Annotated in this window: 21 protein-coding genes; 6 read left to right on the plus strand and 15 right to left on the minus strand. The window is 66.8% G+C overall.

Annotation, left to right across the window (positions count from 1 at the left end; genetic code table 11):
• Window positions 1–48 precede the first annotated feature (48 nt).
• The 8 genes from LB518_RS12360 to hemP form a co-directional block, all read right to left on the minus strand.
• A complete protein-coding gene (locus LB518_RS12360; protein ID WP_224577809.1) occupies window positions 49–978 on the minus strand; it encodes an ABC transporter permease in 930 nt (309 codons plus the stop codon).
• Window positions 975–2,543, minus strand: coding sequence for a sugar ABC transporter ATP-binding protein (locus tag LB518_RS12365; protein WP_224577810.1), 1,569 nt, complete (start codon window positions 2,541–2,543; stop codon window positions 975–977). The genes LB518_RS12360 and LB518_RS12365 overlap by 4 nt, the downstream gene beginning before the upstream one ends.
• Window positions 2,540–3,454, minus strand: a complete 915-nt coding sequence (locus tag LB518_RS12370; RefSeq protein ID WP_224577811.1) for a sugar ABC transporter substrate-binding protein — start codon at window positions 3,452–3,454, stop codon at window positions 2,540–2,542. Before LB518_RS12370 ends, LB518_RS12365 begins: the two co-directional genes overlap by 4 nt.
• 76 nt (window positions 3,455–3,530) lie before the next feature.
• A complete protein-coding gene (locus tag LB518_RS12375) occupies window positions 3,531–4,976 on the minus strand; it encodes an FGGY family carbohydrate kinase (protein WP_224577812.1) in 1,446 nt (481 codons plus the stop codon).
• Window positions 4,977–5,053: 77 nt separating this feature from the next.
• Window positions 5,054–5,839 carry a heme ABC transporter ATP-binding protein gene (locus tag LB518_RS12380; RefSeq protein WP_224577813.1) on the minus strand — a complete coding sequence of 262 codons (786 nt, stop codon included), beginning with the start codon at window positions 5,837–5,839 and terminating at the stop codon, window positions 5,054–5,056.
• A 7-nt stretch (window positions 5,840–5,846) separates the two neighbouring features.
• Window positions 5,847–6,926: a FecCD family ABC transporter permease gene (locus tag LB518_RS12385; protein WP_224577814.1), complete on the minus strand. Its 1,080-nt coding sequence runs from the start codon at window positions 6,924–6,926 to the stop codon at window positions 5,847–5,849.
• Entirely contained in the window at window positions 6,923–7,906 is a 984-nt protein-coding gene (locus tag LB518_RS12390; RefSeq protein ID WP_224577815.1) for a heme/hemin ABC transporter substrate-binding protein, read from the minus strand. Before LB518_RS12390 ends, LB518_RS12385 begins: the two co-directional genes overlap by 4 nt.
• Window positions 7,907–7,933: 27 nt before the next feature.
• On the minus strand, window positions 7,934–8,104 hold the full coding sequence (gene hemP / locus LB518_RS12395) for a hemin uptake protein HemP (protein ID WP_224577816.1): 171 nt from the start codon (window positions 8,102–8,104) through the stop codon (window positions 7,934–7,936).
• Window positions 8,105–8,355: 251 nt separating this feature from the next.
• Between hemP and LB518_RS12400 the strand changes: the two genes are divergently transcribed.
• The 4 genes from LB518_RS12400 to LB518_RS12415 all read left to right on the plus strand — a co-directional run bounded on the left by LB518_RS12400 (window position 8,356) and on the right by LB518_RS12415 (window position 13,880).
• Window positions 8,356–10,644, plus strand: a complete 2,289-nt coding sequence (locus LB518_RS12400; RefSeq protein WP_224577817.1) for a TonB-dependent hemoglobin/transferrin/lactoferrin family receptor — start codon at window positions 8,356–8,358, stop codon at window positions 10,642–10,644.
• A gap of 152 nt (window positions 10,645–10,796) precedes the next feature.
• Window positions 10,797–11,105, plus strand: coding sequence for a heme-degrading protein HmuQ (gene hmuQ, locus LB518_RS12405; protein WP_224577818.1), 309 nt, complete (start codon window positions 10,797–10,799; stop codon window positions 11,103–11,105).
• Window positions 11,106–11,277: 172 nt separating this feature from the next.
• On the plus strand, window positions 11,278–13,035 hold the full coding sequence (locus LB518_RS12410) for an MFS transporter (RefSeq protein WP_224577819.1): 1,758 nt from the start codon (window positions 11,278–11,280) through the stop codon (window positions 13,033–13,035).
• A 68-nt stretch (window positions 13,036–13,103) separates the two neighbouring features.
• Complete coding sequence (locus LB518_RS12415; RefSeq protein ID WP_224577820.1) at window positions 13,104–13,880, plus strand: siderophore-interacting protein; 777 nt, start codon at window positions 13,104–13,106, stop codon at window positions 13,878–13,880.
• 85 nt (window positions 13,881–13,965) lie between these two features.
• Here the strand turns inward: LB518_RS12415 and LB518_RS12420 are convergent, their stop codons facing one another.
• The 6 genes from LB518_RS12420 to LB518_RS12445 all read right to left on the minus strand — a co-directional run bounded on the left by LB518_RS12420 (window position 13,966) and on the right by LB518_RS12445 (window position 19,215).
• Entirely contained in the window at window positions 13,966–14,655 is a 690-nt protein-coding gene (locus LB518_RS12420; RefSeq protein ID WP_224577821.1) for a D-lyxose/D-mannose family sugar isomerase, read from the minus strand.
• 89 nt (window positions 14,656–14,744) lie between these two features.
• Entirely contained in the window at window positions 14,745–15,827 is a 1,083-nt protein-coding gene (locus LB518_RS12425; RefSeq protein WP_224577872.1) for a sulfate/molybdate ABC transporter ATP-binding protein, read from the minus strand.
• A 19-nt stretch (window positions 15,828–15,846) separates the two neighbouring features.
• Window positions 15,847–16,719 (minus strand): sulfate ABC transporter permease subunit CysW, encoded by an 873-nt coding sequence (gene cysW / locus LB518_RS12430; protein WP_224577822.1) that lies wholly within the window; start codon window positions 16,717–16,719, stop codon window positions 15,847–15,849.
• On the minus strand, window positions 16,712–17,560 hold the full coding sequence (gene cysT / locus LB518_RS12435; protein WP_224577823.1) for a sulfate ABC transporter permease subunit CysT: 849 nt from the start codon (window positions 17,558–17,560) through the stop codon (window positions 16,712–16,714). Before cysT ends, cysW begins: the two co-directional genes overlap by 8 nt.
• A 34-nt stretch (window positions 17,561–17,594) precedes the next feature.
• Complete coding sequence (locus tag LB518_RS12440; protein WP_224577824.1) at window positions 17,595–18,641, minus strand: sulfate ABC transporter substrate-binding protein; 1,047 nt, start codon at window positions 18,639–18,641, stop codon at window positions 17,595–17,597.
• A 103-nt stretch (window positions 18,642–18,744) separates the two neighbouring features.
• Window positions 18,745–19,215: an RrF2 family transcriptional regulator gene (locus tag LB518_RS12445; RefSeq protein WP_224577825.1), complete on the minus strand. Its 471-nt coding sequence runs from the start codon at window positions 19,213–19,215 to the stop codon at window positions 18,745–18,747.
• Window positions 19,216–19,477: 262 nt separating this feature from the next.
• Here LB518_RS12445 and LB518_RS12450 point away from each other — a divergent pair, with 262 nt between their 5' ends.
• Window positions 19,478–19,909 (plus strand): RbsD/FucU family protein, encoded by a 432-nt coding sequence (locus tag LB518_RS12450; RefSeq protein WP_224577826.1) that lies wholly within the window; start codon window positions 19,478–19,480, stop codon window positions 19,907–19,909.
• Window positions 19,910–19,937: 28 nt separating this feature from the next.
• On the opposite strand, the gene LB518_RS12455 is transcribed toward LB518_RS12450, so the two are convergent.
• Entirely contained in the window at window positions 19,938–20,936 is a 999-nt protein-coding gene (locus LB518_RS12455; RefSeq protein WP_224577827.1) for an acetyltransferase domain-containing protein, read from the minus strand.
• A gap of 86 nt (window positions 20,937–21,022) precedes the next feature.
• Between LB518_RS12455 and LB518_RS12460 the strand changes: the two genes are divergently transcribed.
• Window positions 21,023–21,997, plus strand: a complete 975-nt coding sequence (locus LB518_RS12460; protein ID WP_224577828.1) for an isopenicillin N synthase family dioxygenase — start codon at window positions 21,023–21,025, stop codon at window positions 21,995–21,997.
• Window positions 21,998–22,020 lie beyond the last annotated feature (23 nt).

The following is a 22,020-nucleotide window of genomic DNA, read 5'->3' on the forward strand; positions in this document are numbered from 1 at the left end:
CGGCGGGGAGGCGCCGCCCGCTCAAAACTATGGCAGACTTATCAACTGTCAATCGCCAGCGCGGCCGAGCTGGCGCACGAGGACGGCGGCGAGAATGATCGCGCCGGTCATCAGGTCCTGCAGGAAGCTCGGCACGCCGAGAATGGTGAGGCCATTCGAGACCACGGCGATGATGGCGGCGCCGACCAGCGTGCCCGGCACGCTCGGCTCGCCCTCGCGAAAAGCCGTCATGCCGAGGAAGACGGCCGCATAGGCCGAAAGCAGATAGCCGCCGCCGCCAGTCGGATGGGCGCTGCCAAGCCGTGCGGCCAGCAGGAGACCGGCGAGCGCGGCAAGGCCTGCCGAAAGCGCGAAGGCGATGATCATGTCGCGCCGGACCGGCAGACCGACCAGCCGCGCCGCCTCGCGGTTTCCGCCGATCGCATAGAGCCGCCGCCCGAACTCGGTCGCATCGAGCAGCAGCCAGGCGATCACGGCCGTGCCGATCAGCCAGAGCGTCGGCACGGGCAAACCGAGAACGGTGCCACGACCAAGATCGCGAAAGGCCGGCGGAATGCCGGAAAAGAGCGTTGCGCCGTCCGAGATCCAGAAGGTCAGCCCGCCGATGACCGTGCCGAAGGCCAGCGTCGCGATGAAGCTCGGCACAGCGAAGCGCGCGACGAGAAAGCCCGAAACAGTGCCCATCGCCAGGGCCGCGATGACGACCAGCGCGAACACCGCCGCTATGCCATGACCGGCGCCGAACAGCGACACGGCGGCGATGCCGGCGAAGGATACGACGGCCGAGACCGAAAGATCGAACTCGCCGACCACCATCACCAGCGTCGCGCCGATCGCCACGATCGCGAGCAGCGACATCTGCTGGGTGATGTTGACGAGATTGGCCACCGTCCCGAAGGCACCCGGCGATGCGACGGCAAAGACAGCGACGATCAGGGCCAGCGCGAGAAGCGTGCCATAGCGGCGGAGGAGGGTCATGCGACGGCGGCGGCCCGGTTCGGCTGAGGGGGATGGCTGCGCGGTGCGTGTCCAAAGGCGGCGGCTACGACCGCCTCGCGCGTCAGCACGGCGCCGGCAAGATCGGCGACGATGCGGCCGCCATTCATGACGAGCACGCGATCGGCGAGCGCCATCAGTTCCTCTATGTCGCTGGTCGCCGCGATCACGGCGGCGCCTGAAGCGGCGATGCGTCGGATCTCGCCGTGAATCTCCGCCTTGGCGCCGACATCGACACCGCGCGTCGGCTCATCGATCAGCGCGAGGCGGATCGGGCGGCCGAGCCAGCGGCCGAAGAGCAGCTTCTGCTGGTTGCCGCCGGAAAGGGTTAGTGGTGAGCTATCGAGACTGGCCGCCACGAGGCGGAGCCGCGTCCCGACATCGCGCGCGAAGGCGTGGATCTGGCCGCGCGCCGGCAGCGGCAGGCGCGGAATGCGCCGAAAATCGGAAAGATGGGCAAGCGCGAGATTGTCGGCGATCGAAAGCGCGCCGGCGAAGCCTTCGCGGCGGCGATCCTCCGGCACATAGACGGCGCCCTGCGCGATGCGGCCGGCCGGGCCGCCTGCAAGCGGGCGGCCGGCGAGACGGATGGTCCCGACGACTGGCAAGGCGCCCCACAGCGCCTTCAATAGCGCCGAACGGCCGGCACCGACAAGGCCATAGAGGCCGACGATCTCGCCGGCGCCGATCTCGATTACCGCGTGGCTGCCGGCGGGGCCGAAGGCGATATTGGCGGAAAGTGCTATGTCGCCGGAAGGCGCGAGGCGCGCCGCTTTCGGCAAAGTTTCAGCTGAGGCCGGTCCGCCCGACATCAGCCGCACGAGCCCGGCGCGGTCGATATCCTTGACGCGGCCGGCACCGACCGTGCGGCCACCACGCAGCACGGTGTAGCCGTCGGCCAGCGCCATGACCTCGTCGAGCCGATGCGAGATGAACAGCACCGCCGTGCCCGAGACGGAAAGCTGCCGGACGACCGCGTGCAGCCGCTCGGCCTCGGCCTCGGCCTCGCTGAGGCTTGAGGTCGGCTCGTCCATGACGACGAGGCGGGCGTCCGTCATCAGCGCACGCACGATCTCGGCCATCTGGCGCTGCCCCGGCGTCAGCCGCGCGGCCGGCCGGTCCAGCGGCAGGTCGGGCGCGATGCGAGCCGCCACCGCCGCCACACGCGCGCGCATCGCGGCGCGGTCGATGAACGGCCCCCTATGGGGATGGCGGCGGCCGATCCAGGCATTGCCGACCGTGTCGAACTGCGGGACCAGATTGAGCTCCTGATGGATGAAGCGGAAGCCGAGCGCCTCCGCCGCGAGCGGCCCCGCAATCGAAGCCGCCGCGCCATCGACGAGAATCGCGCCGCCGCCGGGCTGGTGGAGGCCGGACAGCAGCTTGATCAGCGTCGACTTGCCGGCGCCGTTCTCGCCGACCAGCGCATGCACCTCGCCCGGCGCGATCTCGAGATCGGCGCCGTCGAGCGCGCGGGTGGCGCCGAAATGCCGGGAAACGCCGGCGAGAACCAGGAAGGGCTGGCGCCCTTCGCCCGCGTTCGTCACGGGCAGGTGACACCGAGCGTCTCGGGCGTGATCAGCTTGGCGGGAGCATAGAGCTCGGCCTTTTCAGGCTTTTCGCCGGCGAGGATCTTGGTGAGGCCGTCGGCGGCAAGGCCCGCCATGGCATCGAAATCCTGGCTGACCGTGCCCTTGATATGGCTGCAGGACTTGATCAGCTCGACGGCCTGCGGATTGCCGTCGATGCCGGCGACGATGATCTTCGAATCGGGCTTGTCGGCCTCGATCGCCAGCTGGGCGCCGATCGCCGGTTCGTCCCACGCCGCCCAGACCGCGTCGATCTGGTCGCCCTTGCTCTTCAGCAGGTCCTCGGTGGTCTTGCGCGCATCGTCGATCGGCCCGGGCACGACCATGTAGTGCTCGGCGATCACCTTGATATCGGGATTGGTCTTCAGCGCCGCATCAAGCGCCAATTCGCGCTGATGCACGCCCGGATGCGCCGAATAGTAGAACTTGACGATGTTGCCCTTGTGGCCAAGCTTGTCGAACAGGAAGTCGCTGAGCTTGGTGCCGAGTTCGAAATTGTCGGAGGTGACGTTGAGCATCACGCCGGGCGCCGTCGCGCCATCGATCGCGACGACCGGAATGCCGGCCGCGGCGGCGGCGCTGACCTGATCCTGGATCTGCTTCGGATCGACGCTGACCAGCACGATCGCACCGACCTTGGCTGCCGTGACATCCTCGATGCGGCTGGCGAGCTGCCCCATGTCGCCGCGCGTGTCGACCACGGTGGCATTCCAGCCGGCGGTCTTCGCCTTTTCCTCGAACACCTTGATCATCTGGTTGGTGGCAACCGAGCTCTGATAGGGCGTGAGAACTGCGATATCGACGGCGCTGGCGGCGGAGGCTGTGGCGAGGAGGCCGGCGAAAGCGAGGGCAATGAGCGGAGCGCGCATGATTTCTTGTTGTTCCCCGTGAATGGCGCTCGATTGTTATCGCTTCGGCGGGCGGCAGCGCAAGCGGAGACCCGGCTCAGAGATCCGCCGTCAGCGACCGCGCGGCCTCGGTCGCGCCACGATAGGCAGTGAAGCGCCGTGCGGCCCGCCCGGCGCGTTCGGGCCGGGGCGTTACGATGCGGCTGCCGGCCTCCGGCGCCGACGTCGCGCCAATGACAGGCGCCAGCATGCGATAGGCGCCATAGGCGGTGACCAGGCGGCTTTCAGGCGGCACTTCGACCACGGCGCCGGTGACATCGGCGACGAGCTGCGCCACGACCGCGGCACCGGCCACGCCGCCGGCGAGCACGATGGCGCGCGGACGCACAGGCAGCGCGTCGAGATTGTCGCGGATCGCGAAGGCTAGGCCTTCGAGCACCGCATAGGCGAGCGCCTCGGTCTGCTGGGCGCGATCGAGCCCAAGAAACGCGCCGCGCACGGCGCGATCGATGAAGGGGCCACGCTCGCCGATCAGGAAGGGCAGGAACAAGGCCGAGGGCGGCTCGGCGTCATGGGTTGCGGCGGCGCCATAAAGCTCCGGCACGCTGCGTCCGGCGACATGGGCGAACCAGTCGATCGCAAGGCCGGCAGCGAGGAAGGGCGAGATGACGACGACGTCATTGCCGACCGGCGCCGCCAGCGTATAGGAGGCGCGCGGCGGAGCGGCGGTCTCCAGCGGCATGGCGGCGGCGATCCATCCGGTGGTGCCGAGATAGGCATGCGGCCGATCATGCGCCTCGCTGGCCGTGCCCCAGGCCGTGGCCCCGCCATCGCCGGCGCCGACATGGACCGGAATGCTGGCCGGCAGGCCGAGCGCCGCAGCCGCTCCCGGCAGCAGCGGCCCGGCCAGGGCGTCAGCCTCGAGAATATCGGGCAGAAGAGCCGGCGACAGGCCGATCGCGCCGAGGATGGTCGCGTCCCAGTTACGGCCGGCGAGGTTCATGAGCCCCGTGGTGGTGGCCGTCGAGGGATCGACGACGGCGCGGCCGGTCATGGCGAGAATGACGGCATCCTTGGCGCCGAACAGGATGCGCGATGCCGCCGCCATGATTTCGGGCTCGTGGTCATGCAGCCAGTCGAGCCGGTAGAGGCAGAGCGCCGGATCGATCCTGTTGCCGATACGCGCCTCGAAATCGGCCGGCAGGCCCTCTCCGACCGCCGCAACGCGCGACGCGTCGACACGGGCATCGCTGTAGAGGATCGCCGGGCGAAGCGGCGCGCCATCGCGGCCAAGCACGATGACGTTCTGCATCGAGCCGGACAGTGAAATGGCGTCGATGGCGTGATCGATGGCGAGCTCCGCCACGGCCTCGACTGTTGCCTGCCACCAGTCGCCGGATGCCTGCTCGGCAAAGCCCGGCTGTGGCGCCTCGGTCGCGACAGGCCGGTCGGCGACGCGCAAGGCGTGGCCATGACCATCGAAGAGCACCGCCTTGACCGAGGATGTGCCGACATCGACGATGAGAACCCGTTCTGCAGCCATTCCACCCGTCCGCTCGTGCCCTCGAAGGGGCGCAATCTAGCGGCGGCGCTCCGCGGAGGCCACCCCGCACCCGTCTTTCACGCCGCCGTTGCGGCCTGCGGCAGCACGAAGGGCACGCCATCCGCGGTCTTGCCGACGGGCAGCGTGACGCCGAACACCTCGGCGAGAAGCGCGTCGGTCAGGACGTCAGGCGGCGCGCCTTCGGCAGCGACCCGGCCGCGATCGATGACGACGATCCGATCGGCGTGAAGCGCGGCAAGGTTCATGTCATGCAGCACCGCGACCACGCCGCCGCCGCCCTTCGCGAATTCCCGCGCAGCGGACAGCGTCATGAGCTGGTGACGGAGATCGAGGCTCGCCGTCGGCTCGTCCAGGAACAGGAAGGCCGGCCTTCCATCGGGACACGGATCGGGCAACTGGCAGAGCACGCGCGCGAGATGGACCCGCTGCTGTTCGCCGCCGGAAAGCTCCTGATAGAGGCGACCACCAAAACCGCCGAGATCGACGCGGGCGAGCGCCGCGACGACGCGGGCATTGACGGCGCTGCCGCCGCGCCGGTCTGAGGCGCCGAGGCGAACCACCTCATGCACGGTGAACGGAAAAGCGAGCGAGGAAGCTTGTGGCAGCACAGCCCGGCGCGCGGCAAGCTGGCCGAGCGGCAGGCGGCCGATATCGGTTCCGTCGATCGTGATCCGGCCCGAAGTCCGCTTGATCTCGCCGGTCAGCGCCTTCAGCAGCGTCGACTTGCCGGCGCCATTCGGCCCGATGATGGCCGTGACGAGACCGGGCTCGATGGTGAGACTGATGCCGTCGATGAGCCGCTTGTGGCCGGCGCGGATCACGAGGTCTTCGGCAATGATCATGCGAGCCTCACAGGTCGACGATGCCGCGGCGGCGCAGCAGGATCGAGACGAAGAACGGCGCGCCGATGATGGCCGTCACGATGCCGATCGGCAGCTCGGCGGGGGCAACCACCATGCGGCAGATGATGTCGGCGCCGATCAGGAGGCCGGCACCGAGCAGCGCCGAGGCGGGCAAGAGCGTCCGATGCTCCGGCCCTATGGCAAGGCGCAGCAGATGTGGCACCACGATGCCGACGAAACCGATGACGCCTGTGAAGGCGACGGAAACACCGACGACCACCGCGACCGCGAACACGATAAGCGATTTCAGCTTCTCGACATCGATGCCGAGATGACGGGCCTCGGCCTCTCCGAGCACGAGCGCATCGAGGCCGCGCGCTATGAGCGGGGATAGCGCCAGCACGGCGAGGATCGGTGGCGCGGCGATGGCAAGCTTCAGCCAGGTGGCGCCGGCAAGACTGCCCATGGTCCAGAAAGTCAGCTCGCGCAACTGCGCGTCCGTGGCACGATAGACGAGGAACGAGGTGATGGCGCCGGCGAAGGCGCCGAGCGCGATGCCGGCCAGCAGCATGGTGGCGACCGAGGTTCGGCCGCGCCGGGTGGCGATGGCATAGAGTATGATCGTCGTCGCGAAGCCGCCGAGAAAGGCGGCGATCGGCAGCGCGCCGATCGTGGCGATGGCCGGCAGCGAAGCCAGCATGGCGCCCCCGGTGACGATCACCAGCACAGCGCCGAGCCCGGCTCCCGAGGAGACGCCGACGAGGCCCGGATCAGCGAGCGGGTTGCGGAACAATCCCTGCAGCATGGCCCCGGCGATCGCGAGCGCCGCGCCGACCAGCGCCCCGAGCAGAAGGCGCGGCAGGCGGATATCGATGAGCACGATCCGTTCGGTAGTGTCGGCAGCCGGGCGGCCGGCGATCCAGTCAGCCATGATCTGCAGCACGCGGCCGACCGGCAGGCCATACGGCCCCGTGGCTAGCGCAGCCGCCATGACGACGACGAGCAGTACGGCCAGAAGGATCAGCGCCAGTTGGGCGCGGCCCCTGCGGTCGCCGTCTGGCGCCGCTGCTGACGCGAGCACGGTCATTGCGCGGGCGCAGCCTTGATGTCGAGGTCGGGATAAAGCGCCAGCGCCAGGTCGCGGGCCGCATCCGGCATGCGCGGGCCGAAACCGAGCAGGTAAAGTCCGTCCATCGCGATCAGCGATTTGGCGGCGGCTGCCGGGGTGGCGGCCAGCGCCGGCAGCGAGAACAGCGTCGCCGCCTCGGGCGCATCGGCGCCGGGTCGCGACATCATGACGATGCTCTGCGGCGCGGCCGCCACCATCGCCTCGGCCGAGGCCGGCTTGTAGCCCTCGACGGAGCCGAACGGATTGACCGCGCCGGCGGCGGCAAGCATCGCGTCGGCCGCGGTGTGATGGCCAGCGGCCATCAGGCGATCGCCGGCGCTGCTCATCAGGAAGATGGCGCGCCGACGCTTCTCCGCGGGAATGGCGGCGATGGCAGCCTCGAGCGCATCGGCGCGCGCCTCGACGCCGTCCGCGAGGGCCTTGCCCTTCTCGGGCTCGCCGATCACATCGGCGATCATGGCGATCTTCTCGGCGATGCCCTTGGCGCTGTAGGGCTCCGGCAGGATCACGATCGGCACGGAGGCGGCAAGCAGAAGGTCGAGCGCTTCCTTCGGGCCGGACCCCTCGACGGCGAGGATGAGGTCGGGCTTCACCGACAGCACACTTTCCGCCGAGAGCGCGCGCATATAGCCGACATCAGGCTTCATGAGCGCTTCCGGGGGGTAGAGGCTGGTCTGGTCGCGGGCGATGACACGGTCGCCGGCGCCGAGCGCATAGAGGATTTCGGTGACGGCGCCACCGATCGAGACGATGCGATCGGCGCTCTCGATCGCGACGGTCCGTCCCCGCGCGTCGGTAACCGTCCGGGGCGCCGCGATGGATTGCTGGATTGCGAACAGGGTGATCATGAGGGCCGCGGCGAAACCGAGGGCGAGGCGGACATGCCGGCCGGGCGCATGCGGAAGGAAGTGCAGGGACGAGGGGGACAGGGCGCGCATCAGGAGCCTCCGGTCACGCGTTGACAGTCACTTGTTGAGGATGAGCTTGCCGACCCGGGTCAGCCGCAGTCGGTAATCTTCGCTGCCATGGCGGATGATCACCTCGCGGGATCCCTGCAGAAGGCTCTCGCTGGAAACGATCCGCGGTTGCGGCCGCGCCGCCTCCGCCTCGCCGTCTGCTCCGCTCTGCTCCTGCATCAGGTCACTCCAATGGGTCGGCCGCGCCAGGCGGCAGTCTTGAGGACTTCTAAACTTGCGAACCATTCGCAACTAATTACTTGACTGCCATAATCACCTTTTCTATGGATCGCAACGACCAAATTTCGAATCCGCCGTCGGCCGCCCTCAGCGGCGGGCGGCCATGCCGAGCCCGCCAGTTCGTCCGCAGCCATCGGCCGCGACCGCGACAGCCAGCCAGGCGCTTCCCGTCTTCCGTATTGGGGGCTCTGATGAGCATCGCGCGACTGAACGCCCGGCTACTGGCCGGCTCGACCTTCCTCGCTTGCCTGGCCATGACACCAGGCAGCGCCATGGCGCAGCAGGCCAGCGCACAGCAAGCGCAGGCTCAGCAAACCACCGAGGATGGCGCGGTCCAGCTCGACGCCGTCGTTGTCCAGGGCGGTTCGGGCACCGGCACGGCGACCGGCGATCAGTCGCCCGCTGTCACCGCAAAGGCAGGAACGGCGCTCGTCACCACGACGACGCAGCAGGAACTGACCAACCGGATGATCGATTCGTGGCAGGCCTTCGGCCAGCGCGCGGAACCCGGCGTCAGCTTCTCAACGCAGAACAACTCGATCAATGTGCGCGGCCTCGACGAGAACAACGTCCTCACGACCATCGACGGTATCCGCCTGCCCTGGCTCGGCTCGGGCGATGCCCGCACCGTGACCGGCGGTCTCTCGACCTTCGATTTCAACGCGCTCAGCGCGATCGACATCGTTCGCGGCGCCGATTCCAGCATCGGCGGCTCGGGCGCCATGGGCGGCCTCGTCGCGCTGACGACGCTCTCGGCCGACGACGTCATCCGCGAGGGGCGCAACTGGGGCTTCATCACCAAGAACATCTATGCCAGCGCCAACAACTCCTTCACCACCAGCGATGCCGTCGCCGCCCGCTTCGGCGACACGTCGATGCTGGTGCAAGGCTCCTACACGACCGGTCACGAGACCGAGACGATGGGTGATGTCGGCGGCTACGGCACGACCCGCACCGAAGCCAATCCCGAGGATTTCGACCAGTACAGCCTGCTCGGAAAGTTGACCCAGCGCGTCGACGGTGGCCACACCTTCACGCTGACCGGCGAGATGTTCCACGCGAACTCGACGACCGACATGATGACGAGCCAGTCGCTGACCGGCAATTATCGCCCGGGCAACAACACGGCGGGCGAGGAAGCACGTCGCCAGCGCTTCTCGCTGACCTATGACTATCTGGCGCCCGAGCCTGGCGGATTCGCCGACAAGGCGCAGGTGATCCTCTATTGGCAGAATGTCGAGCTCGACAACACGACAGACGCCTATCGCTCGACCAGCGTCATCGGTCCTTATCAGCGCCAGAACAGCAACCAGGTCCAGGAATACGGGCTGAACGGCTTTGCCGAGAAGGCGCTGACGCTCGGCGGCTTCGAGAACCGCTTCACCTGGGGCGGCGAATTCTACATGACCGACACCAGCCAGTATTCGTATGGCGTCGACAACTGCCCGCCGAACGCCACGACCTCGCCCTGCTCGATGCTGCACACCAACCAGGCCGACATGCCTGATGCGCAGGGCGCCAGCTTCGGCCTTTATGGGCGCGACGAGATCGCGCTCGGCCATAACCTCTTCCTGACGCCGGGCATGCGCTTCGACTGGTACCAGCAGGTGCCGCAGGAAACGGCCGGCTACGGCAATGGCAACGAGGCCTATATCGGCCTGCCGGACACCTCGTCGGGCTCGAAGTTCTCGCCGAGCCTGCTCGGCACCTGGAAGGCGACCGACAAGCTCTCGTTCTATGCCCAGTGGGCACAGGCCTATACGGCGCCGACGCCGGGCCAGCTCTACCTGACCTATGGCGGCCCGGGCGCCTATCTCTCGATCGGCAATCCGGATCTCGAGGCCCAGTCGGGCACCGGCTATGAGATCGGCACCAAGTTTGGCGACGATCATCTCGGCGGCGGGTTCTCGGCCTTCACCAACTTCTACAAGAACTTCATCGACAGCGAGCAGTTGACCGCCGCGGAAGCCGCGGAGCGCGGCTACGACCTCGCCGAATATCCCTTCGGCGTCAGCGAATATGTGAACATCAACAGCGTCAACATCTATGGCGTCGAGGCGCGCGGCGCCTGGAAGTTCGCACCGAACTGGAAGCTGTCGGGCTCGCTCGCATGGATGGTCGGCCAGAACCTCGACGAGGGCACCTATCTCGACTCGGTGCCGCCGCTGAAGGGCGTCATCGGCATCGGCTATGCCGATATCGAATGGGGCACCGACCTGATGCTGACGGCGGCCGCCATGAATGCCCAGACTTCGAACAGCTTCCAGGCTCCGGCCTATGCCGTCGTCGACTGGACCGCATGGTGGCAGCCGGCGAAGCTGCCCGGCCTCCGCGTCCAGGCCGGCATCTTCAACCTGTTCGACGAGACCTATTTCAACAATCTCGACATCCCGACCTCGGTCACGGCGTCGAGCAGCAATCTCGACTTCTATTCCGAGCCCGGCCGGAACTATCAGGTGAACCTCACCTACCAGTTCTGATCCGAGCTGAACGCGAACGCCGGTCGGTGGTGTGGTGACTCCGCCTGGCGCGAGGAGGGAGTGCTCCCCGAGCCTCCCTCCTCATCTTTTCCCCAATCCCGGCGCATCACGCCGACGTACCCTCACGGCACGCAAAAAGAAGGTCATCGTCCATGTTCATCGCCATGAACCGCTTCAAGGTCAGCAAGGGTTCCGAGGAGGCGTTCGAGGAGGTCTGGCGCAGCCGCGACCGCCATCTCGACGAACTTGAGGGCTTCGTCGACTTCCATCTCCTGAAGGGCCCGGAAGGCGACGACCACACGCTCTATGCCTCCCATACCGTGTGGCAGACGCGCGACCACTTCGTCGCCTGGACCAAGTCGGAGCAGTTCCGCAAGGCGCATCAGGGCGCCGGCGACCGCAAGCCGATGTTCCTCGGCCATCCCGTCTTCGAAGGCTTCGAGGCGGTCATCGGAGCCTGAGGCCGGACGGCGCAAAGCGCCGCCATCCGGCGCGCTTTGTCGCGCTTGCCAGCCCGCGCGGCCTCGCTATATCCTGATGCAACGCTTTACTTATGATAAGCGTTACATATCAAATTTCGGACGCATGACCCGCCCCCACCCCGGCGCGGCGGCGCTCCGGCAGGATAGCACCATGGCCACCACAAGCTCCGCCCCGCAACCGGCAGCGCGCGACCCGCACTACAAGTGGGTCGCGCTCAGCAACACGACGCTCGGCATGCTCGCCGCCTCGATCAACGGCTCGATCCTCCTGATCAGCCTGCCAGCGATCTTCCGCGGCATCGGGCTGAAGCCGCTGGAGCCGGGCAACGTCAACATCCTGCTCTGGTCGATCATGGGCTATATGGTGGCGACCTCGGTGCTGGTCGTCACCTTCGGCCGCCTCGGCGACAGCCTTGGACGCGCCAGGATCTACAATCTCGGCTTCCTGATCTTCACGATTGCGGCGATCGCGCTCAGCCTGATGCCGGACAATGGCAGCTTCGCCGCCTGGTATCTCATCACGGTCCGCATCCTGCAGGGTGTCGGCGGCGCAATGCTGATGGCGAATTCGACCGCGATCCTCACCGATGCCTTCCCGACCGAGCAGCGCGGGCTCGCGCTTGGCATCAACACGATCGCGGCGATCGGCGGATCGTTCATCGGCCTGCTGATCGGCGGCCTCCTCGCCGATATCGACTGGCGGCTCGTCTTCTGGATCAACGTTCCCTTCGGCGTCGTCGGCACGGCCTGGGCCTACTGGAAGCTCAAGGACCGCGCCGCGCCGCGCCATCGCCCGATCGACTGGGCCGGTAATTTCACCTTCGGCATCGGTCTCATCCTGATCCTGATCGGCATCACCGAGGGCATCCAGCCCTATGGCAGCCACGCCATGGCCTGGACCAGCCCGGAGGTGATGTCGCTCATCGGCGTCGGCCTCGTCCTGATCGTCGCGTTCCTCGTCATCGAGAGTCGCGTCGCCTTCCCGATGTTCGATCTGGCGCTGTTCCGCATCCGCCCGTTCACCGCCGGCAATCTCGCCAGCCTCTTCGCCGCCATCGGCCGTGGCGGCCTGCAATTCATGCTGATCATCTGGCTGCAGGGCATCTGGCTGCCACTGCATGGCTATTCCTTCGAGGAGACGCCACTCTGGGCCGGCATCTTCATGCTGCCGCTGACGCTCGGCTTCCTGGTGGCGACGCCGGTCTCGGGCTGGCTTTCCGATCATCACGGCGCCCGCCCCTTCGCGGTCGGCGGCATGCTGATCGGCGCGGCGAGCTTTGCCGCGCTGATGGAGCTTCCGCCGGACTTCAGCTATCCGGTCTTCGCGCTGCTGCTTTTCATGAACGGGCTCGGCTCAGGGCTCTTCATCGCACCGAATTCGACGGCGATCATGAATTCAGTGCCGCCCGCCGAGCGCGGCCAGGCCGCCGGCATGCGCGCAACGACGCTGAATGCCGGACAGGTTCTCTCGATCGGCATCTTCTTCAGCCTGATGATCGTCGGGCTGACCGAGCAGCTTCCCGCCTCGATGGAAGCGGCGCTGATCGCGCAGAACGTGCCGGATGCGGTCGCGCGGCATGTCGCTTCGGCGCCGGCCGTGGCGAGCCTCTTTGCCGCCTTCCTCGGTTACAATCCGATGGGCGAGTTGCTGCCCCCCGGCATGCTGGCCACCCTGCCGAACGCCGCCGAGATCACCGGCAAGACCTTTTTCCCGCATCTCCTCGCCGGTCCGTTCATGCATGGGCTCGTGTTCGCCTTCTCGTTCTCGATGATTCTCAATCTCCTGGCAGCCGTCGCCTCATGGCTCGCCGGCGGAAAATATGTGCACGAGCATCACGCCGCGCTGCATGTCCAAGGCCATGTGCCGCGCCCGGCGGCAGACGCGGAGGCGTCGGTCGCGGCCCGGTGACGAGAGGGGATTGCAGTCAGTTTCGGCGATCTGTATCTTACGACATATCGTAAGACATGGATCATTGAATGACTGAAACGACACTTTCTTCTGAAGAGGCGGCTCCACCGCATGCGATCCGCCGCGTGCGGCACGAGACGCGGCGTCGCGCGCTGACCGTGACCGCGGTCGAGACATTGACGCCGCGCATGAAGCGCATCCATCTCGGCGGCGACATGGAAGGCTTTGCGAGCCTCGGCGCCGACGACCACATCAAGCTGTTCTTCACGGACGCGACCGGCGCGTCGGCGATGCGCGATTTCACGCCGCGCGCCTTCGACGTCGCAGCCGGGACAATCACAATCGATTTTGCGCTGCACGAGGCCGGGCCGGCCACGCGCTGGGCCGCCACTGCGGCACCGGGAACGACGCTCGAGATCGGCGGACCGCGCGGCTCGGCGGTTGTGCCGGATGATTTCGACTGGTACTGGCTGATCGGCGACGAGACGGCCCTGCCGGCCATCGGCCGCTGGGTTGAAGGCCTGCGATCCGGCGTACCTGTGCTTACAGCTGTCGCCATAGCCGACGCCGGCGAGCGTCAGTCCTTCAAGACGGCCGCCGACTGGACGGGCCTGTGGGCGGAACGCGATCTGAGCGGCGCCGACGACGCGGCCGCGTTGCTGGCACTCACCGACGCGCAGCCGCTGCCGCCGGGAGAAGGCTTCGTCTTGATCGCCGCCGAATCCTCGGTTGCCCGCGCGCTGCGCACCCGTCTCGCCGAACGCGGCCAGCCCAAGGCCTTCATGAAGGCCGCCGGATACTGGAAGCGCGGCGAAGCCGACGCGCATGAGCGCATCGAGGATTGAGGGGGTCAGAACGCTGGAGGCATTGTGAGCGCCTTCACCCTGACCCGCTCCCGCGCAGAGAGAGCCACAGGGTGACGACCCTGCCTCAGTCCTTCAGCCAGGTGCCATAGTCGGCGACGAGGAGATGGGTCGGCGCCTCGTCTTCCTCGATCTCGGCAAAGCGGCCGATCGGCTCGGCGAAGACATTGTCGGTCAGGTCGTCATTGACGGTCGAGACCTCGCCGATCAGGACGTCGGCCCCCTCGCCCCAGAAGGCGTGCCAGACGCCGGGCAGAAGCGTGACGCTCTCGCCGGGATCGAGCCGCAGCTTGCTGCCCGCCGGCATCGTGCGCATCACGCCATCGGTGGGAACGTGCACCTCGGCCTTGCGGTCGATATTGCCCTCGGCATCCGGCATCAAGAGCTCGAGCGTCAGCGTGCCGCCGCCGCGATTGATGATGTCCTCGGCCTTCAGATTGTGCCGATGCATCGGCGTGAGCTGGTCCTGGCGCGAGATCATGATCTTTTCGGCATAGAGCATGCCGCGGCCCGTCGCGAGATCGGCCTGGTTGCCGTTGCGCACCGTGAACAGGAAGAGACCGAGTTCATCGAACGTCTCACTGCCGAAATCGGTGATGTCCCAGCCAAGGCGCGCGTCGAGGATGCCCTTGGCCTGGGCCGTGTTGGCCTTGAATTCCGCGGGCGTCCAATACGCAAAGGGCGGGAGGAGGAAACCGAAGGAGCGGATGAATTCGTCCGCCTGCTCCATGATCTCGTTGACGCGCGAACGCTTCATTTGAAAGTCTCCTCCAAGGCCTCGGCCGGCGTTTGGCGCCAGCGGCGCGACTAGAGCGCATGGGCCCTGCGAGGTGAAGGCGAAATCGGTCAGGCCGGGAAGATTCGCCAGCGCTCGGGCCGGAAGGCGACGAGGCTGCCGAGCGTTCGGCTCGCCTCGACCTCGACATCGATCTCGGCCCGCAGATGCTTCGGGCCGACCTGCAATTCGAGGCGGCGGCGCGCGCCATGGCGGCGCTCGGCGACCACGCGGCCGCGGATGGCCGGGCTGTCGTCAGAGACCAGCGTGACATCATGGGGACGGAAGCCGAGCGTCGCCGGGCGCGTGCCCGTCTCGCCGAAGGCAAGGCCGGACGGCGCGCCATCGACCAGCACCGCGCCATCGGCGATCTCGACCGGAAGCAGCGTCGATTCGCCAATGAACGAGAACACGAACGGGCTGCCGGGACGGTCATAGATGTCGTCTGCGGACCCCACCTGCTCGATGCGCCCCTTCGACATCACCACGATGCGGTCGGCCAGTTCCAGCGCCTCTTCCTGGTCGTGCGTGACGAAGAAGGTGGTGTGTCCGGTGCGGTCGTGAATTTCGCGCAGCCAGCGGCGGAGGTCGCGGCGCACCTGCGCGTCAAGCGCGCCAAAGGGCTCGTCGAGCAGCAGCAGCCGCGGCTCGATGGCCAGCGCCCGCGCGAGCGCGACGCGCTGGCGCTGGCCGCCCGAAAGCTGAGCCGGATAGCGCTTCTCAAGCCCCGAAAGCTGGACGAGATCGAGCAGGTGCAGGACGCGTCGCCGGATTTCGGCCGAGGCCGGCCGGTCGCGGCGCGGGCGCACGGTGAGGCCGAAGGCGATGTTGTCGAACACCGTCATATGGCGGAACAGCGCATAGTGCTGGAACACGAAGCCGATATTGCGATCCTGCACCGGCAGGCCGAGCGTGTCCTCGCCGCCGAACAGCACCCGGCCGGATGTAGGCGCCTCGAGACCGGCCAGGATGCGCAGCAGCGTCGTCTTGCCGGAGCCGGACGGGCCGAGCAGCGCCACGAGCTCGCCGGCATGGACGTCGAGCGACACGCCGTGCAAGGCCGGCGAATCGCCGAAATCCTTGGCGACGTTCTCGATCGTCACACCAACGGGCGCGCCGAGCGCAATGGACTGGTCGTCCGCGAACTCTGTCATGGCGTTCATGGATATCACCTCAGTGGCGGCGCGTGGCAGCGATCTCTTCGGCATAGCGCCACTCCAAGATCGTCTTGATGATGAGCGTCACGAGCGCCAGCAGCGCCAGCAGCGATGCGACGCCGAACGCCGCCTGGTAGCTGTATTCGTTATAGAGGATCTCGACCTGCAGCGGCATCGTGTTGGTCTTGCCGCGGATATGGCCAGAAACCACGGAAACGGCGCCGAACTCGCCCATGGCGCGGGCGTTGCAGAGCAGGACGCCATAAAGCAGCGCCCATTTGACGTTGGGCAGCGTCACCCGGAAGAAGACGCGCCAGCCGCTGGCGCCGAGCGAGAGTGCCGCCTCTTCGTCCTGCGTTCCCTGCGCCTGCATGATCGGGATCAACTCGCGGGCAATGAAGGGAAAGGTGACGAAGACCGTCGCCAGAACGATGCCGGGCACCGCGAAGATGATGTGGATGCCGTGGCTCTGCAGGAACGGCCCGAGATAGCCATGCGCGCCGAAGAGCAGCACATAGATGAGGCCCGAGGTGACCGGCGAGACGGAAAAGGGCAGATCGATCAGCGTGATAAGGAAGCTCTTGCCGCGGAAATCATACTTGGCGATCGCCCAGGACGCGGCGAGGCCAAAGACGAGATTGGCCGGAACCGAGACCGCCGCCACAAGCACGGTGAGACGAACCGCGGCGAGCGTGTCGCGATCGCTGATCGCCTTCAGGAACACGCCGAAGCCCGAGCGGAACGCCTCATAGAAGACGCTGACCAGCGGCAGCAGCAGGAAGATGCCGAGAAAGGCCAACGCGATCACAGTCAGCGCGATGCGGACAGGGCGTTTCTCGGTAGCCGCGCCGGTGAACACGGCGCTCTGGGAGACGGCGATATCACTCATGCGACAGCCTCCGGCGGCTCCAGGCCTGCAGCAGGTTGATGGCGAAGAGCAGCACGAAGGAGAGCGCGAGCATGATGCTCGCCACCGCCGTTGCCGCTGCATAATTGAATTCGGTCAGGCGGATCACGATGAGCAGCGGCGCGATCTCCGACACATAGGGAATGTTGCCAGCGATGAAGATGACCGAGCCATATTCGCCGACCGCCCTGGCGAAGGCGAGCGCGAAGCCGGTCAGCAGTGCCGGCACCAGCGTCGGCAGCACGACGCGGCGGACCGTGGTCCAGCGGCGCGCGCCGAGCGTCGCCGCCATCTCCTCGACTTCCCGGTCCATGTCTTCCAGCACCGGCTGAACGGTCCGCACCACGAAAGGCAGGCCGATGAAGACGAGCGCGATGAACACGCCGACCGGCGTATAGGCGATCCTGATGCCGAACGCGGCCGCATATTGGCCGACCCAGCCATTCGGGGCGTAGATCGCGGTCAGCGAAATGCCGGCGACAGCCGTCGGCAGCGCGAAGGGCAGATCGACGACGGCGTCGACGATCTTGCGGCCTGGAAAATCGTAGCGCACCAGCACCCAGGCGACGATCAGGCCGAAGACCGTGTTGACCGCCGCGGCGATTGCGGAGGCGCCAAAGGAGAGCCTAAGCGCGGCGAGCGTACGCGGATCGAGCGCGATCGCCAGGAATTGCGGCCAGCCCATGCCGATCGTGCGCAGCACGAGGCCACCGAGCGGGATCAGCACGATCAGCGAGAGATAGGCCAATGTGAAACCGAGCGCCAACCCGAAGCCCGGGATGACGCTCGGCTTGCGCCAGGCGGAAGCGGCCGTTGCGGTCATGGATGTCCGTTCTGGAAAGTCACGCGCAACTCCCTCATTGGCCGGGCTTGTAGATCTGGTCGAAGATGCCGCCATCGGCGAAATGAGCCGGCTGCACCTTGGCCCAGCCGCCAAACTGGGGATCGTCGATCGTCACCAGCTTGAGCGCCGCGAAGCGCTTCAGATCCTCGGGATCGGCGGCTTCCGGCTTCTCGGGGCGATAATAGTTCTTGGCAATGATCTTCTGCGCCGGGTCGCTGTAGAGATATTCGAGATAGGCCTCGGCGACCTTGGTCGTGCCCTTGGCATCGGTGTTGCCCTTGACGAGCGCCACCGGCGGCTCGGCCTTGATCGAGAGCGACGGCGTCACGATCTCGAACTGGTCGGGGCCAAGCTCATTGATGGCGAGGAACGCCTCGTTCTCCCAGGCGAGCAGCACATCGCCGATGCCGCGCTGGGCAAAGGTCGTCGTCGAGCCGCGGGCACCGGAATCGAGCACCGGGACATTGCGATAGAGCTTGCCGACGAAATCGCGCGTCTTCGCCTCGTCGCCGCCGAACTTCTCATTGGCATAGGCCCAGGCCGCCAGATAATTCCAGCGCGCGCCGCCCGAGGTCTTCGGGTTCGGCGTCACCACCTGGATGCCGTCCTTGACGAGATCGTCCCAGTCCTTGATCCCCTTCGGGTTGCCCTTGCGGACCAGGAAGACGATGGTCGACGTATAGGGCGTCGAACGAGCCGGCAGCAGGCTGGCCCAGTCGGCCGGGACCTTGCCGCTCTTCGCCGCGATGGCATCGATATCGGCCGCCAGCGCCAGCGTCACGACGTCGGCATCGAGCCCGTCGATCACGGCCCGCGCCTGCGCCCCGGAGCCGCCATGCGACTGGTCGACGCTCACGGTCTCGCCGGTCTTTTCCTTCCAGTAGGCCGCAAAGGCCTCGTCATAGGCCTTGTACAATTCGCGCGTCGGATCGTAGCTCACATTGAGGATCGTGACGTCGGCGAAGGCCGGCGCGCCCGGTAGGGCAGCGGCAAGCCCGAGGATCGCGGCGGCGGCGAGACGGCGGACCGGTCGTGCAAGATGGGTCGTGAAAGGCACCATCAGAAGGCTCCCTCAATCGATGAGGATCCTATCTCGACATAGGAACTCGACAATTTCAAACCAAGGCTGAGCCGTTCGGGAGGCCGCCATTGGAAAATCGTTCCTAGAAAACCCCTCGATCGGAAACCGCGTCTGATTCGGCGAGCGCGCCAGCCTCGTCGTCCCCCGCCACCGCATCGGCAAGCGTCGTCGCATCGAAGAGGACGAGCTGCGCGGCATAGGGCGCAGCAAACATGCGGCGGACGCCGCAGCTCGCTTCGTCCCGGCAGTCGGCGCAGGGCTGGTAGGCGGTGCGCGAGATGCAGGAAAGCGGCGCGATCGGCCCGTCGATGGCGCGCAGCACCTGGCCGATCGTGATTTCGGACGGCAGCTTGATCAGCGCATAGCCGCCAGCCCTGCCGCGGCGGCTGGCGATCATGCCGCGATGCTTCAGATCAAGCAGGATATGCTCAAGAAACTTGCGCGGAACACCGGCCTCGCGGGCGATGTCATCGATCTGGATCGTCTCGCCCTTAGGCTGGCGCGCCAGATGGATCAGCGCCTTGAACGCGTATTTGGCCTTTTGCGAGATCATGCGTCGTCCGGCTGCAGGGAGCGGCGTTGCTCGGAGATTTCCGTCATAGCGGATGCAGCCGCCGATGCAAACGGCGGCTGCGAACCGACGGCGCGGGCGCGCCCTCACCGAGAGGGCCAGCGCCTTGTCGAATACATTGGCAAACGCCAAGGCACTCACAAGATGAGCGGGCCGAGCGGTTGACGCCGCGCGCCCGCCGCCCGATCATCAGGCACAACCATCAGTGCCGGCCAAGCCGGCAACCAATCCCCGGGGGAAACTCATGCTGCGCGGCATCGATCCGATCATCGGACCGGACCTTCTCTTCACGCTTCGTGCGATGGGCCATGGCGACGAGATCGTCATCGTCGACGCCAATTTTCCGGCGCTCGCCATGGCGAAGCGGCTCATCCGCATGGATGGTCACGACGCCGTGCGCGTCGCCGACGCCGTCCTCTCGCTAATGCCGCTCGACCGGTTCGCGCCCGACGAGACCGCGATCCGCATGGAAGTGGTCGGCGAGCCCGACGCCGTGCCGCCGGTCTGTGCGCTGTTCCAGGACGTGATCGACCATCGCGATCCCGGCTACAAGCTCGCCAAGCTGGAGCGCTTCGCCTTCTACGAGCGCGCCAAGCAGAGCTTCGCGATCATCGCGACGGGCGAACGGCGCCTCTATGGCAATGTGATCCTCAAGATGGGCGTCATCGACCCGTAAGCAGCCTTCCAAAAGCTCAAGTTCGCCTTCAGCCGCCATCGGCTGGAGCGAGCTCCGGCTCCGATGGGGCGGGGTTCGGCAGGGTGATGGCCGTGCAGGTCATCGCCATGCCACGCAGGCGCTGGTTGTCGGCCTCGGTCATTGAGCCTTTCAGCAGCGACTGCGTCAGTCCGGCTTCGGCGATATCCTCGAACACGCAGCGGCAATAGGCGTGACAGCCGACCGCATCGCCGCGCTGCTCGATGCAGCGATCGGCGCAGTCGGCCCGCGCGCCGTCGATCGCCGCGTTGGGAACGAGGATCTGTGCCGCGAGAAACAGCGCGCCATAGATGATCGGCTGGTGGATCAGATAGACGGCGAGGCTGTGCCGGCCGCCAAAAGCAAGCAACCGCGACAGTGGATTTGCCGGCTGCCAGCGCGCCAGGCGGCTGTCGAGGCCCGCGGCGACGCCGAATTTCGCCGCAGCGACGCCGGCCAGCACGACGCCCGTCCATGGGAAGACCGGGACATAGTCGAACGAGGTTTTCGCAATCGGCGCGAGCCCGACCCACCAGAACCAGGGCGCCGAGAAGACATCGGCACGCACGAAATTGGGCAGGGCGATCACCAGCGCCGCCACAACCGCCGTGATCACCGGCGGCAGGCGGAGAAACGGCAGCGCCAGCACGCTCGCCAGCGCGATCTGGTGCAGGATCCCGAAATAGACCCAGCCCTCCGGCATGACAAAGAAGGTCGCGACCGAGACCAGCGCCGCGGCGACGACGATGACGGCGAGGCGGCGGAGATAGGGCGCAAGGCGAAATCCGTTCCGCGTCGCCAGTACGAGGCTGACGCCGGCGAGGAACAGGAAGCTGCCCGCGATGACATGGGCATAGATGCGCCAGGGCGGCGAGCCACCGGGATCGAAGCGCAGGAGACGCAGATAAGCGACATCCCAGGCGCCGTGATAGGTCATCATCGCGACGAGCGCGACGCCCCGCCAGACATCGAGCAGGGCAATGCGCCGCGGCAACACTGCCTCATTCATGTGCATGCACTGCCGATTGGCAGTTCCCAAGCGTGAGCTGCGCCCATAATCTTGTCTCGTTGATCAAGATCACTCCGGGACCGTCCATGTCTGCCATTCCCCTCATCGACCTCGCCGATCCCAGCGGCAAGCACGCCGTCGCTGCGGCGATCGGACAGACCTGCGCAGACACCGGCTTCTTCCTGGTGACTGGACATGGCGCCGACTCCGAGGCGATCGAGCGCGGATGGAACGCGGCCCGCGCCTTTTTCGACCGCCCGCTCGCGGATAAGCTCGCCGCGGCGATGCCCTATCCCGGCTATCCCTATGGCTACAGCCCCGTCAAGGGCGAGACTCTGGCCGCCTCGCTCGGCGATGTGCGCCCGGCCGATCTGAAAGAGACCTTCTCGCTGGGGCCCTCGGCCTTCCGCAGGCTCGACCACAAGCCGGCCGATGATGCCGAGGCCTTCGTGTTCTCGGCCAATCCGTGGCCTTTCGAAGGCGACGAATTCCGCCGCGCGGCGATGGGCTATTATCAGGCGATGTCGGCGCTCGCCGGCCGGATCATGCGGCTTTTCGCCCTCGCGCTCGATCTGCCCGAGACCTATTTCGACCGCTTCATCGATCAGGAAGCCAGCGCGCTGCGCCTGCTCAATTATCCCGAGGTCGACGAGCCTCCGGCCGAGGGACAGCTGCGCGCCGGCGCCCATTCCGACTATGGCTCGCTGACGATCCTGCGCCAGGAGGATTCGCCCGGCGGGCTCGAGGTGAAAGGCGCCGACGGGACATGGATCAAGGTGCCGGCCGTTCCCGACAGCTTCGTCATCAATATCGGCGATCTGATGCAGCGCTGGACGAACGATCGCTGGAAATCGACGCTGCACCGCGTCGCCGTGCCACCGCCGCATCCCGGTCGGCCGACGCGGCGCCAGTCGATCGCCTTCTTCCACCAGCCCAACTGGGATGCATCCATCGCCTGTATCGAAACCTGCCTCGCGTCCGGCGAAGCCCCGAAATATCCGCCGATCGGCTCCGGCGAATATCTCGCTGCCAAATTCCGTTCGACCGTCGTGAAGGCTTGAGTTCCTTGCGGGCGCGCCGATGC

Origin of the sequence: Mesorhizobium sp. BR1-1-16 (genome assembly GCF_020165495.1) — a bacterium.
In the GTDB taxonomy this organism is placed as follows: domain Bacteria; phylum Pseudomonadota; class Alphaproteobacteria; order Rhizobiales; family Kaistiaceae; genus Kaistia.